Genomic DNA, 14,320 nt, shown 5'->3' on the forward strand with positions numbered 1-14,320 from the left:
AAGGATAGTTTGTATAGGGAAAGGTAAAAGCTTGATCCCCGTGGTGACGAACTAACATCACCCAGTAACGGAGAATGGAATCATGAACACCTACTTGATTCGCTAGATCTCGATAACTGACTAATTCATTAAGATAACGCTTGGCAACTTGAAGCTTAAATTCTTGGGGAAACTTAGCCATTGGTGCGGGCACCTCCTATTGTTGGTTAGGTGTCCAACAATAGGGGTGCAGCACAGGTACGACTGAGGAGGCTCACCAACCGCCCGCGGAAAGCGCAGTTTTGCACGGAAATCAATAGCGGTGATCAAAGTACGCACTTAAAGTTGATAAACTTTTTCACTCGCCATGTTTAACTACTTATAAGAATGGGAACTGTTTAAGAGCAATGGATGACGGCAGCGCTAAAGAATATTGAAGAAATAGCAATTTAAAGGGAAAAAGAGGAGATTCTATTACATTTATGTATCAAATAAGAAAAGATTCCCATTATTTCTTGATTTATTCTTGCTAAGCCCATTCTATTGTGATAATCTTTTAACAGAATTGTTGTTGAATATTGATTCAGCAACGTTTTCAAGCGATTTTTCTTTACTTCATGTATAGAAAACGCTAAAGTTGTTTACTAATGATATTAAAGTAAATGAATCATGACTGAGACATTTCCTTGGGAGGAGGTGAATGGCATGAACAAGACAGAATTAATCAATGCTGTTGCAGAAGCTGCTGAGCTATCTAAGAAGGACGCTACTAAAGCGGTTGACGCTGTTTTCGATACAATTCAAGATTCACTTGCAAACGGTGATAAAGTACAATTAATCGGATTCGGTAACTTCGAAGTACGTGAGCGCGCAGCCCGTAAAGGTCGCAACCCACAAACAGGTGAAGAGATCGAAATCTCAGCAAGCAAAGTACCTGCTTTCAAACCAGGTAAAGCGCTTAAAGAAGCTGTAAAATAATTACATACTTTGAGCGTTAAGAAAGGCCGCATTTCTATGCGGTCTTTTTTTCTTTGTTGTAAAACTAGTCTTAAACTAGTATGTTCATAATCATTAACATTATGTTGATAAACTTAATTGATTTTCACTTTATTAAAATGCATGTTTCAATTTTAAAGGCTCCAGCTGTTGATTGGAGTGCAAGACGAAGACTCCTGCGGGAAGAGCAGCTAATAAGAAAAGCGGAGGGGGCTTTGCTCAGAGGCTTATGACCTGTGCCTCTAAGCCCTGCAGCTAGACATGTGAGACCCCACAGGGAGGTACGACCGATGAGGCTCACGGGCTACCCGCGGAAAGCGAAGTCTTACACGGAAATCAACAGCGGTGTTTCAGGATTTTTTATGAACTTCTAAAACACTAGGCTTTGATGAGATTATTGGCTTATGCTAATATTAACAATGTTAGTTTATTTCTTTAAGAGATAGTAGGAGGACACCACAATGGCAGAAGTCAATCATAGCCAAATAGAAGAAGCAGTGCGTTTAATACTTGAGGCAATAGGAGAAAATCCTAATAGAGAAGGACTGTTGGATACACCCAAGCGAGTCGCTAAGATGTATGCAGAAGTTTTCTCGGGAATAGATCATGACCCTAAAGAATATTTTGAAACCATTTTCAGTGAAGACCACGAAGAGCTGGTCCTTGTTAAAGATATACCTTTTTATTCAATGTGTGAGCATCACTTAGTTCCTTTCTACGGCCGTGCACATGTTGCGTATATTCCCCGGAACGGAAGGGTTACCGGTCTTAGTAAACTGGCAAGAGCGGTCGAATCTGTAGCCAGAAGACCTCAGCTGCAAGAAAGAATCACTTCAACCGTAGCTGAATCCATTATGGAGACTCTTGAACCTTATGGTGTCATGGTGGTTGTGGAGGCGGAACATATGTGCATGACGATGAGAGGGGTAAAGAAACCCGGTTCAAGCACAGTGACGACTGCAGTGCGCGGTACCTTCAAAGAGGATGCTCAAGCCCGCAACGAAGTGCTTTCATTTATTAAAAAGTAAAAGTACAGGAGTGGTTCTTATGAATTCAAATGATTATGTGGTCATTAAGGCAGCAGAAGACGGCGTTAACGTAATTGGTCTAACAAGAGGTACGGATACACGCTTTCACCATTCGGAAAAGCTTGATAAAGGGGAAGTCATGATTGCTCAATTCACTGATCACACTTCTGCCATCAAGGTGAGAGGGAAAGCTACGATACTGACCAGTTTTGGGGAAATGGAAAGTGAAAACAAAAAATAGGATGCGACACGCGGGACGAACCAAGAACTTTCACTCTTAGTCGTCCCCTTTGTTATATGAGAGTGGAGAGCCCACAGTCTCAAAAAAAACTGGCTGGTTACAAACATACACAGGATGAGATAGGGGGATGGTCGTTCATTCCCTATTCATCAGAGTTTTATGGTATAATATTTATTGCTGAAATTTATCGTGTGAAACATAGTAGAAATGGGGAAATAGGGTATGAAATTCACTGATTACAATCATCAAGCGAATATCATTCATCATTACATAGAAGAACAGCTTCATCATTCGTATTTAAAGGAGTTTATTGATCAGCCTTATATTGATCGTAATCGGATCAACTTTCTTCTCCTTCCATTCATGAATGGACAGCGAATGGTTACACAACAGGAAATGAAGTGGATTTCTACTGCTATGTTTTTACATGTTGCCCTTGAGACCCACGAGAAGGTAACGATTTCTGAACAGGATTCTCTAAAGGAGAGACAGTTAACTGTGCTTGCAGGAGTATACTTTAGCAGCCTTTATTATAAAACCCTTGCGGAGTCAGAAGATGTAGGACTCATCGAAGTATTATCGAGTGCAATCAAAAAAATTAACGAGTGTAAGATATCGATGTATAAAGAAGAATACACTTCTATTGAAGAATTGATGGAGGATGTAAGAATCATCGAAACGTCAATCGCTGCCCATTTCTATGAATTTTTTCATCAGAAAGAGTGGGTTCCTCTTCTTTCGGACACATTTTTATATAATAGACTTTTACAAGAGCGCCTTGCACTGAAGAATACGCAGGACACCATTTTCATCAATGCCTTAGCTTCTATTTTGAAACAATCGGAAGAGCCGGCGGATGAGCATCTCATATTGTCTGCCATTGACACTACATTGGAAAAGATTCAAAAAAACATCGAAGTTCAGTTAGACAGGATAAAGCCGGTACCGCCTGCTGTCAGAGAATTATTTATGGAATTCCTTCCTTTCACTGAGCCTCTTACTACTACGAAATTATATGCGGAAGAAGGGTAAATGTTATGCAACAGTCGAAAGAACAAAAGGTTCATGGCGTTTTCGAAAAGATCTACTCTAACTATGACAAAATGAACTCTGTTATCAGTTTCCAACAGCATAAAAAATGGCGCAAAGAAACGATGAAGCATATGAGTGTGAAAGAAAACGCCAAAGCTTTGGATGTATGCTGCGGAACGGCGGACTGGACACTTGCCCTAGGTGAAGAAGTAGGGGAGGAAGGAAAAGTATTCGGCTTGGATTTCAGTCAGAATATGCTGTCAATTGGAGAAGAGAAAGTAAAAGAATCACCCTTAAACAATATCGAGCTAATTCACGGGAATGCAATGGAACTGCCTTTTGAAGATGGTACATTTGATTATGTCACGATCGGATTCGGATTAAGGAATGTGCCGGATTACCTACAAGTCTTAAAGGAAATGAATCGTGTGTTGAAACCGGGTGGAATGGCTGTTTGCCTTGAAACGTCACAGCCAACCATGTTTGGATTCAGACAGCTTTACTATATGTACTTCAGATTTATCATGCCGGTGTTCGGAAGGATCTTTGCAAAGAGCTTTTCGGAGTATTCCTGGCTGCAGGAATCTGCACGGGATTTCCCTGGAATGAAGGAACTTGCAGATTTGTTTAAAGAAGCTGGCTTCAAAGATATATATTTTAAGCCATATAGCGGCGGAGTAGCTGCAATGCATGTTGGGTATAAGCAATAGAAAAATCGTAAATCAGTAAACTGGGTGGATTAACTATGAAGCTAAACAGGATTTATTCCTTTCTAAAAACAGACATAGACCAGATTGAAAAGGAACTTGAATCAGCCATCGAATCGGATTCAAGACTCTTGAATCAAGCATCCCTGCACCTTTTACAAGCGGGTGGAAAACGCATCCGGCCCGTTTTTGTCTTGCTTTCAGCGAGATTCGGTGATTATAATATCGACTCCGTGAAAAATGCAGCTGTTGCCCTGGAGCTGATTCATATGGCCTCCCTGGTACATGATGATGTGATTGATGATGCAGAATTAAGAAGAGGAAAACCGACGATAAAGGCGCAATGGGATAACCGGATTGCCATGTATACCGGTGATTATATTTTTGCACGCGGACTGGAATATATGACGCATATACAAAATCCTGAAGCACATCAAATCCTTTCCCGTACCATCGTCGAACTTTGCAAGGGTGAAATTGCCCAAATCAAAGATAAGTACCGGTACGATCAAAACCTGAGGGATTATCTATTGAGAATTAAACGGAAGACTGCTTTATTGATAGCCGTTAGTTGTCAATTGGGTGCAATTTCTTCAGGTGCCCCGGAAGAAGTACATAGAAGATTGTTCCGCTTTGGATATAACGTTGGAATGAGTTTTCAAATTACGGATGACATTTTAGATCTGACAGCAAGCGAAGAAGAATTAGGAAAGCCTGCGGGCAGTGATTTATCGCAGGGTAATATCACGCTACCGATTTTGTATGCGATGGAAAACCCTAAGCTCAGGGCAGAAATAGAACGTGTTTCGGAAAACACGTCCGCCCAAGAAATGAAATCGGTGATATCATCTATACTATCTTCCGAGGCGATTGAACGCTCTCATCGAGTCAGTAGGATGTATCTTGATAAAGCCTTAAGAGATTTAGAGTTCTTACCTCAGAACAGGGTCAAGAAGACTCTGAAGAATATCGCAAACTTTATCGGCAAGAGAAAATATTAAGAAAATTTAAAATGGAAACGTTGCCAAAACCCCTAAACAGTGTTAATATTTTCGTGGGACGTCCTCGGACAGACTATACATACATAATTAGGAGTGGGGAAGATGGAAAAAACGTTTTTAATGGTAAAGCCAGACGGCGTACAAAGAGGGTTAATCGGTGATATCGTATCACGTTTTGAGAAAAAGGGCTTCCAATTAGTCGGAGCTAAGCTTATGAGCATCTCCAATGAGCTTGCTGAAGAGCACTACGGTGAGCATAAAGAAAGACCTTTCTTTGGGGAACTTGTCGACTTTATTACTTCTGGTCCTGTTTTTGCAATGGTATGGCAAGGAGAAAATGTCATTTCTACAGCGCGTGGCATGATGGGTGCTACAAATCCTAAAGATGCTGCTACAGGTACAATCCGCGGTGACTTTGGTCTGACAGTCGGGAAGAACATCATCCACGGTTCTGATTCTCCTGAAAGCGCTGTAAGAGAAATCGGCTTATTCTTCAAAGAAGAAGAGCTTGTCGAATATTCAAAACTAATGAACGAGTGGATCTACTAATCCGCACTTCCTATATAAGGATAAAAAGACAAGCCAGAAATGGCTTGTCTTTTTGTATGGCTAATCGAGGCTTGGAACACCGCTGTTGATTTCCGTGCAAGACTTCGCTTTCCGCGGGTGACCCGTGAGCCTCCTCGTCGCATGCGCTCCTGCGGGGTCTCACATAAGTCACTTCTCCCGCAGGAGTCTTCGTCTTGCACTCCAATAAACAGCTAGAACAAGTGGTAATAAACAAATAGATTTTAACAGTCATTTGCTACTCTCTATAATTGCATAAAATTTATTTGAAAACTGTCTTTGATATTAACAATTTCCATCTCCGTTCGATATATCTTATATACATAAATAAGTCATTTAAGTTGCAGAGAGAGTGAGTAAGAATGATAAATGATTATGGTGATTTTATTAATGGAATAAAAAGGAAGACAGGAATTGATTTATCTCTTTATAAAGAAGCTCAGATGAAAAGAAGACTAACGTCGCTGTATGAAAAAAAGGGGTATAAAAGCTTCCACGAATACTATAAGATCATCAGCTCGGATGGTGGGCAAATGGCTGAATTCCTGGACAGGATGACGATCAATGTTTCTGAATTCTACCGGAATTATAAAAGGTGGGAGGTGCTCGAGACCCGGATCCTGCCGAGGTTATTGAAGGAGAATCGGCCCTTGAAGGTTTGGAGTGCAGCTTGTTCAACTGGGGAAGAACCTTACACTTTAGCCATGATGCTTTCAAAACACCTTCCATTAGCCCAGTTTAACATCCTGGCGACTGATTTGGATGAAAACGCACTTCAACGAGCGAAGCATGCGGTTTATCCGGAACGTTCATTAGCTGAAGTCCCTCCTGAGATCAAGGATACGTTATTCACTGTTGAAGGCTCTCTTTACAGAGTGAATGAAGAGATTAAGAATACTGTGACCTTCAAGCAGCAAAATCTGCTGGCCGACTCATTTAACAAAGATTTTGATCTAATCGTATGCAGAAATGTATTGATTTACTTTACAGAACAAGCAAAAGATCTCTTGTACAAAAAATTCAATGCATCCCTGAAAACGGAAGGGGTATTTTTCGTTGGCAGTACGGAGCAGATTTTCAATCCTGGTCAATACGGATTCCAGTCTGAGGATACTTTTTTCTATAGAAAAATTGATTGAATGAACGATGAAATAGTAGTTTTTCAGGGTCAGCCTGAGAAGCTGTTGTTTCATCGTTTTTAATTTATGGCTGTAGTAGCGTTCAGTGTTATTATAGACGGTATCTTCTAAATTTTTTAACATAGTACTAGGAATGGATATAAAACTTATGTTATATTGGTACATAATTCTTTAACGAGTTGAAGGGGGAAAGTGTTATGAGATATTTAACATCAGGTGAGTCTCATGGTCCTCAATTGACCACAATCATTGAAGGGCTGCCGGCTGGAATGCCGATTAAAGCAGAAGACATCAACGAGGACCTGGCAAGAAGACAAAAAGGCTATGGCCGCGGCAGGAGAATGCAAATAGAAAAAGACCGCGTTTCCATCGTCGGAGGAGTCAGACATGGATATACGCTTGGTTCTCCTGTGGGACTTGTAGTGGAGAATAAAGATTGGACTCATTGGACTAAAGTGATGGGAATCGAGCCTTTATCCCCCGGAGAGGAAGAGGAAGTGAAAAGGAAAATTTCGCGTCCCAGACCTGGTCACGCTGACTTGGTTGGCGGTATGAAGTATGGTCACCGTGATCTTAGGAATGTCCTGGAACGATCGTCTGCAAGAGAGACGACTGTGCGGGTTGCAGCAGGGTCGGTTGCCAAGAAATTATTAAGGCTTTTAGGCATAGAAGTAGTAGGGCATGTACTTGAAATCGGCGGTATAAAAGCTGAAAATGTCCACTATGAATCGATAGATGATGTAAAAGAGAGAACAGAAGAGTCGCCGGTGCGCTGTCTGGATGAAGAAGCAGCGGGTAAAATGATGAATTTAATAGATGAGGCAAAGAAGAACGGTGACTCGATTGGCGGAGTCGTAGAAGTGATTGTAGAAGGAATGCCTGCCGGTGTCGGGAGTTATGTGCATTATGATAGAAAACTCGATGCAAAACTGGCAATGGCAATCATGAGCATAAATGCATTTAAAGGGGTGGAATTCGGACTTGGATTTGAAATGGCCCGAAAACCAGGCAGTGAAGTGCATGATGAAATCATGTGGAACGAGGATAAAGGATATTACAGAAAAACAAACAGACTCGGTGGATTTGAAGGCGGAATGACAACAGGAATGCCAATTCATATTAAAGGTGTAATGAAGCCTATTCCTACACTGTATAAGCCGCTTCAAAGCGTCGATATTGATACAAAGGAGCCATTTAAAGCAAGTATTGAACGGTCTGACAGCTGTGCTGTTCCTTCGGCGAGTGTAGTCGCGGAAGCTGTAGTGGCATGGGAGCTGGCGTCAGCGATAACAGATCAATTTCACAGCGACCAATTTGATAAGCTCCATCATGATATTGAAACCCTTCGAAAAGAAACGATGGAATATTAAATGGAAAGAATCAGTGTGAACACTTCCTCGAAGTCATATGAAGTGCTGCTTGGGAAGGAGATGACAAAGGAAATCATCGCGTTTATTTCCGCTGAATTTCCGAATGTTTCTACTGTCTGGATCATTGCAGATGAAAAAGTCTTTTCTATTTACGGAAAGCCGTTTGCTGAAGAACTTAAGCAATCTTTTCCTGTAAAGGTCTATACGGCTCCTTCAGGAGAGCGTGCAAAGAGCTTTGATGTTTATCACGAGGCAATAACACATGGACTCAGTAACCAAGTTGATCGAAAGTCTATTGTGATCGCTTTCGGCGGTGGTGCAATCGGGGACCTTGCAGGTTTTGTGGCATCAACATTTATGAGAGGCATTCCTTTCATCGGTGTACCTACTACCATACTTGCCCACGATAGTGCAGTGGGGGGGAAGGTTGCAATCAATCATCCTTTAGGGAAAAATATGGTCGGCCAATTCTATCAGCCAGAAGGCGTCTTTTTTGACCTGGACTATCTTAACAGTTTACCAGCTAAAGAAATTCTCTCAGGTTATGCAGAAGTGATCAAGCATGCTTTTTTGTCAGATGCTTCATTCCTGGAGTACTTAAAAATGAATTTCGTATCTGTAAGCGGTCTGCAAGAGGACTTTGTCCTGGATTGTTTGCTCAAAGGAATCAAAGTCAAAGGGGAAATTGTGTCTAAAGACGAAAAAGAACAAGGCATCCGGGCATTTTTGAATTTCGGGCATACGTATGGTCATGCTGTTGAAAGTGGCTGCGGGTATGGAATGAGAACACACGGTGAATCGGTCATGATCGGGATGGTATACGCTCTATATCTCAGTAAAAAATACTGCGGACTTTCATTTAACATTAAAGAGTTTGCCGACTGGGTGATTTCATTAGGATACGACTTGACTATCCCTGAAGATCTTACATTCGATCATTTATTGAAAAAGATGAGAAGCGATAAAAAATCAAAAGATCAAATGCCGGTCTTTGTACTGTTAAAAGATATAGGTGACCCCGTCCTAATGGTTGTGCCTGAAGAAGGACTTGCCGAGGCCGACCTGTTTATTCGTGAAATCCCTAAATGGACCGGTCATATTTAGAAATAAACAAAGGGAGAGTGAAGAAGATGATAAGGGGAATCCGAGGAGCGATTACCGTTGAAGAGAATAGCGAAAAGGAAATTCTCCTTGCAACTCATGAACTGCTGAATCAGATGATTTTACATAACCAGATTGAACCGGATAGAGTGGCATCCGTCTTCATATCCACTACTGGAGATATTACAGAAGCATTTCCTGCCAGAGCATTGAGGGGATTTAAAGAATGGAAGTTTGTCCCGGTCATGTGTATGCAGGAACTCGATGTTCCCGGAGGGCTGGAATGCTGCATTAGAGTGATGATGCATTATAATACAACAGCCTCTCAAAAAGATATCCAACACATTTATTTGAAAAATGCAGTCTCATTAAGACCCGATTTGATCAATGAGGAATAAGTATATCTATAAGTTTAGCTGATACACGGCGGATTGAAAGGAAGTTTTGTATATGCAATGGAAATCCCAATTACACAATCTTAAAGCATATCAACCAGGTAAGACGATGGAAGATGTAAAAGAACAGTTTAATCTTGAAAAGGTAGTGAAGCTTGCTTCGAATGAAAATCCTTTTGGATGTTCATCCAACGTACAATCATTTATTTCTTCTGAAGCTCTTTCACATGCTATCTATCCTGACGGTTATGCAAAGCAATTGCGAATGAAAGTTGCCGGTCAATTAGCGGTGGAACCTCAGCAGCTGATCTTTGGAAATGGTTCTGATGAAGTGATTCAAATGATTTCCCGAGCATTGCTCGATCGTACAAAAAGCACTGTGATGGCTGCACCTACTTTTCCTCAATATAAACATAATGCGATTGTCGAAGGAGCAGAAGTAAGGGAGATACCCCTCGACGGGAAAGGGAGGCATCAGCTCTCCGAAATGCTTGACAGCATAGATGAGACCACTGCAGTTGTCTGGCTGTGTTCTCCCAATAACCCTACTGGAGAATACATCCGTAAAGATGAACTATTGCACTTTCTTGACGATGTCCCTTCTCATGTATTGGTCGTTTTGGATGAAGCTTATTATGAGTATGTCACCGCAGAAGATTATTATGATTCTATAGAATTGCTCAAAACCTACCCGCAGTTAGTAGTGACCAGGACCTTTTCTAAAGCATATGGATTAGCAGGCTTCCGGGTTGGTTATGGGGTTGGAAGCATCGATGTAATCAGTAAATTGGAGCCGATCAGAGAACCTTTCAACAATAATTCTTTAGGTCAGGGAGCTGCTTCTGCTGCAATTGATGATCAGGCATTCATTGACGAATGCAGAGAGCAGAACCGGAAAGGACTTCAGCAGTTTTATGAGTTTTGTGAAAGCAGCGGGCTAAAGTATATGAAGTCCCAAGCGAATTTTATCCTGATTGATTTTGGAATAAGCGGTGACGAAGTCTTCCAATACCTAATGAGTAAGGGATACATTGTTCGTTCCGGGCAGGCACTTGGATATCCCGAATCAGTAAGAATAACGGTCGGCTCCCCTGAACAAAACGAAGAATTAATCTCATTAATGAAAGAGTTTCTTGCACTTCCCAAACAATTTTGATGATAGATTTGAAAAATGAATGATAAACAGCCGGAAGGTATCACAAAGTTGATGAGCCTGTCCGGCTTTTTTCAAAATACCCTAACTCAAAGTAGTATTTTCGGAATGACATAGTGAGTCGCAAGTAAGGGAGAGAAATGATATGGAAGGCAATGTATTGATTATTGGGTTGGGACTTATAGGCGGTTCACTTGCTCTTTGTATAAAAGATGAACATCCTGAAGCAGCCATTATCGGGTTCGATGTGAATCATAAAGAGTTAAGGCTTGCGAAAACCCTTGGTGTGATTGATGAAATGTCGATGACACTTGAGCAAGGAGCCGAAAAGGCAGATCTCATCATTCTATCGACCCCGGTTACCCAAACTGAAAAAATACTTGAAATATTAAATAATGCAGATCTAAAATCGAATGTTATCATTACAGACACCGGAAGCACCAAAGAACAAATAATGGAGGCCTCTATGCCCTTAAAGGCCAAAGGGCTCAGGTTCATTGGCGGTCATCCTATGGCTGGATCACATAAGAGCGGTGTTACTGCTGCGAAGAAGATATTATTTGAAAATGCTTTTTACATGCTCACACCCCTGGATGGCGGTGATGACCACGATATTGAAATACTTAAGAAATGGCTGAAAGGAACACGTGCGAAGTTTTTGATTGTTCGTCCTGAAGAACATGATGAGTTAACGGGCATGATCAGCCACTTTCCGCACGTCATCGCAGCTTCACTTGTCCATCAAGCAAAGGGTTCATCCCGGGATCATCCATATTTAAGAAGGCTTGCAGCCGGAGGATTCCGTGATATAACCAGAATTGCCTCATCCAATCCAGTGATGTGGAAAGATATTACTCTGCAGAATAAAAAAGTATTAATGGACATTATGGTAAAGTGGAAAGTAGAAATGGAAGAAGTAATAAGCATGATCAGTGACAATGATTCAGAGAGAATTTACAATTATTTCAATGAAGCAAAAATATTCCGTGATGAGCTTCCAGTCCTCGAGAAAGGAGCCATTCCGGCATTTTATGATTTATATATCGATGTTCCTGACTATCCTGGTGTCATTTCTGAAGTGACAGCCTATTTAGCAGAAGAGCGTATAAGCTTGACGAATATCCGTATCCTTGAAACGCGTGAAGATCTGTATGGAGTTTTAGTCATTAGCTTTCAAACGATGGAAGATCGTGAAAAGGCTGCAGAATGTCTTAAAGAGAAGACTGACTATGATCTGTTCTTAGAATAGGTACTGATCATAAATAAATCTTTGAATAAGGAGGAGAACAATGGGGAATAAATTGAAATTATCAAAACCCGAACAAGGATTAAAAGGGGAACTTCAAGTGCCCGGAGATAAATCCATTTCTCATCGGGCAGTCATGTTCGGATCCGTAGCAGTAGGAAGAACAACGATACATAACTTTCTAATGGGGGAGGATTGTTTAAGCACTATTTCCTGTTTCCGTAAGTTAGGTGTGAATATCGACATACATACAGATAAAGTCACTGTGGAAGGAAATGGGTGGGACTCTTTGAAAGAACCTACTGAAGTATTGGATACAGGTAATTCAGGAACCACCACCAGACTGATGATGGGAATATTGTCAGGAAGGCCCTTTCATTCTGTCTTGATTGGTGATGAATCCATTGCAAAACGTCCAATGAAAAGAGTCACTGATCCTTTAAAGCTTTTTGGAACAGCCATTGATGGACGTGATGAAGGTAATTTTACTCCGTTGTCCATACGCGGAGGAAGCTTAAAAGCGATCCGATATAAACTTCCTGTCGCAAGCGCACAAGTGAAATCCGCCATCCTGCTTGCGGGACTGCAGGCAGACGGCATGACAGAAGTCATCGAGCCGCAGCGAACAAGAGATCATACTGAAAAGATGATCCTTGAATTTGGAGGAGAAATAGAAAGGGAAGACGACACCATCAAAGTTCGTGGCCGGCAAGTTCTTAGAGGGGCCGAAGTGTATGTGCCCGGTGATATCTCCAGTGCGGCATTCTTTATGACAGCTGCCGCGATTGTTCCGGATAGCAGGATTACGTTAAAGAATGTTGGATTAAATGCCACAAGAACCGGCATCATCGAGGTCATGAAGAGGATGGGTGCAAGCATGGAAGTTATGGAAACACCGGGTTCTGGAGAAAGAATCGGTAATATCATGCTCGAAACCTCCGAACTTCAAGCCATCGAGATAGGCGGCGATCTGATTCCCTCCCTTATTGATGAAATACCCGTCATTGCACTATTGGCAACCCAAGCAGAAGGTACAACCGTCATAAAAGATGCAGAAGAATTAAAAGTAAAAGAAACAAATAGAATTGATGCAGTGGTACGGGAATTGAAGAAGCTAGGTGCAGATATAGAAGCTACAGACGACGGAATGATTATTAAAGGCAAGAAGTCCCTTCGAGGTGCCGAGGTCCATTCGTGGGGAGATCACAGAATTGGTATGACTCTTGCTGTCGCGTCTTTAATTACCGATTCGCCTGTTTATGTTGAGGATGCAGATGCCATAAAAATTTCTTATCCGCGTTTCTTCGAAGATCTTAGGAAGTTAGTGGAATAATTACTGCTCTTTAACGGAGGGAGGATAGCTCTTCCTCCGTTAAATTATGCTATTAAGTCATTTCTCTTTGCCTTTTTTCATAGCTTGTCTATAAAGGAAGGTGAAGAGATGAGTAAATATATAATAGAAAATGCAGACATTGCCAGGCATAATTCCATGAACAAGATATCATTGTTAGTTGAAGATAATCGAATAGCGGCAATTCGGAAGAGTTTTTCCTATTACAATTACATTCGATTAAATGTCACACCTTTCATCATGACCCCGACTCATGTCATGTGTGACATTGACCTTCCATTCAATCATGAATTTTCCTCGTTTAAAGCCTATTTTTTGAACCATTTTATTTCAAAAGGATGTACAACCATTCTGACCTCCTTCAAGATTACGTACGAATTTGAATTCATGGAAAAATTGGAAGAACGAAAAACGTCTCTCTTATGCAGCCCCCTTGATTATACGTTAGGATTGATGTCTCCTGCGCATTTGATCAAGCCGGAGGTCATTCGGATTTGTAAACGTAATAAAGTGCCGGTCATATGGATTTCAATGGATGATATAACTGTATTTAAATCTGTAAAGTGGGGATGGATAAAAGGATTGTTATATGATTATCCCATTACTTTTGTCCCCTTTTTTACGACAAAACTGGACAAAAAGGAGAAAATAAAGCATCTTAAGATTTGGCAAAAAACGATGAAAACCGAGAAAATTCCCCACTTTTCCGAAGAAATCCAGCAAAAAGTTCCATTACCTTTAGATCAATTGAAAAAAATTGGAATCTATCCTCATAGAGGGAATTTTCTGTCGGGTGGAGAAATAAGTTATAACCTCTATATGAAAAATGATGACTACCCGTTATCAGACGGCAGTTCATTTCATTATGAAAGTCATGTTCTAAAATGTACAATGAATAGAGGGAAGTATAACTATTTAAACGATCAAAGCTACTTTTATCCTGGAGCAGGTAAAGAGCTCAGAATACAAACCCCAGGCTTTTTTACCTCATAGGATCAGATAGAAAACTACGCA

17 protein-coding genes are annotated in these 14,320 nt (G+C 41.1%); 15 read left to right on the forward strand and 2 right to left on the reverse strand.

Going from position 1 to position 14,320, the window contains the following annotated elements:
• A partial coding sequence (locus AAEO50_RS10060) for a transposase (RefSeq protein ID WP_341983109.1) occupies window positions 1-181 on the reverse strand: 181 nt, incomplete at its 3' end.
• A gap of 503 nt (window positions 182-684) precedes the next feature.
• Between AAEO50_RS10060 and AAEO50_RS10065 the strand changes: the two genes are divergently transcribed.
• From AAEO50_RS10065 to ndk, 7 genes are all read left to right on the forward strand, one after another.
• Complete coding sequence (locus tag AAEO50_RS10065) at window positions 685-957, forward strand: HU family DNA-binding protein (RefSeq protein WP_169213765.1); 273 nt, start codon at window positions 685-687, stop codon at window positions 955-957.
• A gap of 479 nt (window positions 958-1,436) precedes the next feature.
• Window positions 1,437-2,003 carry a GTP cyclohydrolase I FolE gene (gene folE / locus AAEO50_RS10070; protein ID WP_341983111.1) on the forward strand — a complete coding sequence of 189 codons (567 nt, stop codon included), beginning with the start codon at window positions 1,437-1,439 and terminating at the stop codon, window positions 2,001-2,003.
• Between the two features lie 19 nt (window positions 2,004-2,022).
• Entirely contained in the window at window positions 2,023-2,244 is a 222-nt protein-coding gene (mtrB, locus tag AAEO50_RS10075; protein WP_341983113.1) for a trp RNA-binding attenuation protein MtrB, read from the forward strand.
• 222 nt (window positions 2,245-2,466) lie between these two features.
• The gene (locus AAEO50_RS10080; protein ID WP_341983115.1) at window positions 2,467-3,276 is read left to right on the forward strand and encodes a heptaprenyl diphosphate synthase component 1; all 810 of its coding nucleotides are present in this window, start codon (window positions 2,467-2,469) and stop codon (window positions 3,274-3,276) included.
• A gap of 5 nt (window positions 3,277-3,281) precedes the next feature.
• Complete coding sequence (locus tag AAEO50_RS10085) at window positions 3,282-3,986, forward strand: demethylmenaquinone methyltransferase (protein ID WP_341983117.1); 705 nt, start codon at window positions 3,282-3,284, stop codon at window positions 3,984-3,986.
• Between the two features lie 35 nt (window positions 3,987-4,021).
• Window positions 4,022-4,984 (forward strand): heptaprenyl diphosphate synthase component II, encoded by a 963-nt coding sequence (hepT, locus tag AAEO50_RS10090; RefSeq protein ID WP_341983119.1) that lies wholly within the window; start codon window positions 4,022-4,024, stop codon window positions 4,982-4,984.
• Window positions 4,985-5,086: 102 nt separating this feature from the next.
• The gene (ndk, locus tag AAEO50_RS10095) at window positions 5,087-5,533 is read left to right on the forward strand and encodes a nucleoside-diphosphate kinase (protein WP_341983121.1); all 447 of its coding nucleotides are present in this window, start codon (window positions 5,087-5,089) and stop codon (window positions 5,531-5,533) included.
• Here ndk and AAEO50_RS10100 read toward each other — a convergent pair.
• A complete protein-coding gene (locus AAEO50_RS10100; protein WP_341983282.1) occupies window positions 5,530-5,739 on the reverse strand; it encodes a hypothetical protein in 210 nt (69 codons plus the stop codon). The genes ndk and AAEO50_RS10100 overlap by 4 nt on opposite strands.
• A 177-nt stretch (window positions 5,740-5,916) precedes the next feature.
• On the opposite strand from AAEO50_RS10100, the gene AAEO50_RS10105 reads away from it, so the two are divergent.
• From AAEO50_RS10105 to AAEO50_RS10140, 8 genes are all read left to right on the forward strand, one after another.
• Window positions 5,917-6,690 (forward strand): protein-glutamate O-methyltransferase CheR, encoded by a 774-nt coding sequence (locus tag AAEO50_RS10105; protein ID WP_341983284.1) that lies wholly within the window; start codon window positions 5,917-5,919, stop codon window positions 6,688-6,690.
• Between the two features lie 197 nt (window positions 6,691-6,887).
• Window positions 6,888-8,060, forward strand: a complete 1,173-nt coding sequence (aroC, locus tag AAEO50_RS10110) for a chorismate synthase (protein WP_341983123.1) — start codon at window positions 6,888-6,890, stop codon at window positions 8,058-8,060.
• On the forward strand, window positions 8,061-9,164 hold the full coding sequence (gene aroB / locus AAEO50_RS10115; RefSeq protein ID WP_341983125.1) for a 3-dehydroquinate synthase: 1,104 nt from the start codon (window positions 8,061-8,063) through the stop codon (window positions 9,162-9,164).
• Window positions 9,165-9,190: 26 nt separating this feature from the next.
• On the forward strand, window positions 9,191-9,559 hold the full coding sequence (aroH, locus tag AAEO50_RS10120) for a chorismate mutase (RefSeq protein WP_341983128.1): 369 nt from the start codon (window positions 9,191-9,193) through the stop codon (window positions 9,557-9,559).
• Between the two features lie 52 nt (window positions 9,560-9,611).
• Window positions 9,612-10,712 carry a histidinol-phosphate transaminase gene (hisC, locus tag AAEO50_RS10125; RefSeq protein ID WP_341983130.1) on the forward strand — a complete coding sequence of 367 codons (1,101 nt, stop codon included), beginning with the start codon at window positions 9,612-9,614 and terminating at the stop codon, window positions 10,710-10,712.
• Between the two features lie 142 nt (window positions 10,713-10,854).
• Complete coding sequence (locus AAEO50_RS10130) at window positions 10,855-11,958, forward strand: prephenate dehydrogenase (RefSeq protein ID WP_341983132.1); 1,104 nt, start codon at window positions 10,855-10,857, stop codon at window positions 11,956-11,958.
• 40 nt (window positions 11,959-11,998) lie between these two features.
• Window positions 11,999-13,288, forward strand: coding sequence for a 3-phosphoshikimate 1-carboxyvinyltransferase (aroA, locus tag AAEO50_RS10135; RefSeq protein WP_341983134.1), 1,290 nt, complete (start codon window positions 11,999-12,001; stop codon window positions 13,286-13,288).
• A gap of 108 nt (window positions 13,289-13,396) precedes the next feature.
• Window positions 13,397-14,299, forward strand: coding sequence for a hypothetical protein (locus tag AAEO50_RS10140; protein WP_341983136.1), 903 nt, complete (start codon window positions 13,397-13,399; stop codon window positions 14,297-14,299).
• Window positions 14,300-14,320 lie beyond the last annotated feature (21 nt).

This window comes from Rossellomorea oryzaecorticis (assembly GCF_038405515.1).
Classification (GTDB): Bacteria; Bacillota; Bacilli; order Bacillales; family Bacillaceae_B; genus Rossellomorea; species Rossellomorea oryzaecorticis_A.

What these genes read in the sequence shown, in the direction of transcription:
- aroC (WP_341983123.1), top strand. Translation starts at nt 6,888, where the DNA reads ATGAGATATTTAACATCAGGTGAGTCTCATGGTCCTCAATTGACCACA.
- folE (WP_341983111.1), top strand. Translation starts at nt 1,437, where the DNA reads ATGGCAGAAGTCAATCATAGCCAAATAGAAGAAGCAGTGCGTTTAATA.
- AAEO50_RS10080 (WP_341983115.1), top strand. Translation starts at nt 2,467, where the DNA reads ATGAAATTCACTGATTACAATCATCAAGCGAATATCATTCATCATTAC.
- aroH (WP_341983128.1), top strand. Translation starts at nt 9,191, where the DNA reads ATGATAAGGGGAATCCGAGGAGCGATTACCGTTGAAGAGAATAGCGAA.
- ndk (WP_341983121.1), top strand. Translation starts at nt 5,087, where the DNA reads ATGGAAAAAACGTTTTTAATGGTAAAGCCAGACGGCGTACAAAGAGGG.
- mtrB (WP_341983113.1), top strand. Translation starts at nt 2,023, where the DNA reads ATGAATTCAAATGATTATGTGGTCATTAAGGCAGCAGAAGACGGCGTT.
- AAEO50_RS10140 (WP_341983136.1), top strand. Translation starts at nt 13,397, where the DNA reads ATGAGTAAATATATAATAGAAAATGCAGACATTGCCAGGCATAATTCC.
- aroA (WP_341983134.1), top strand. Translation starts at nt 11,999, where the DNA reads ATGGGGAATAAATTGAAATTATCAAAACCCGAACAAGGATTAAAAGGG.
- AAEO50_RS10065 (WP_169213765.1), top strand. Translation starts at nt 685, where the DNA reads ATGAACAAGACAGAATTAATCAATGCTGTTGCAGAAGCTGCTGAGCTA.
- hepT (WP_341983119.1), top strand. Translation starts at nt 4,022, where the DNA reads ATGAAGCTAAACAGGATTTATTCCTTTCTAAAAACAGACATAGACCAG.
- AAEO50_RS10085 (WP_341983117.1), top strand. Translation starts at nt 3,282, where the DNA reads ATGCAACAGTCGAAAGAACAAAAGGTTCATGGCGTTTTCGAAAAGATC.
- hisC (WP_341983130.1), top strand. Translation starts at nt 9,612, where the DNA reads ATGCAATGGAAATCCCAATTACACAATCTTAAAGCATATCAACCAGGT.
- AAEO50_RS10130 (WP_341983132.1), top strand. Translation starts at nt 10,855, where the DNA reads ATGGAAGGCAATGTATTGATTATTGGGTTGGGACTTATAGGCGGTTCA.
- aroB (WP_341983125.1), top strand. Translation starts at nt 8,061, where the DNA reads ATGGAAAGAATCAGTGTGAACACTTCCTCGAAGTCATATGAAGTGCTG.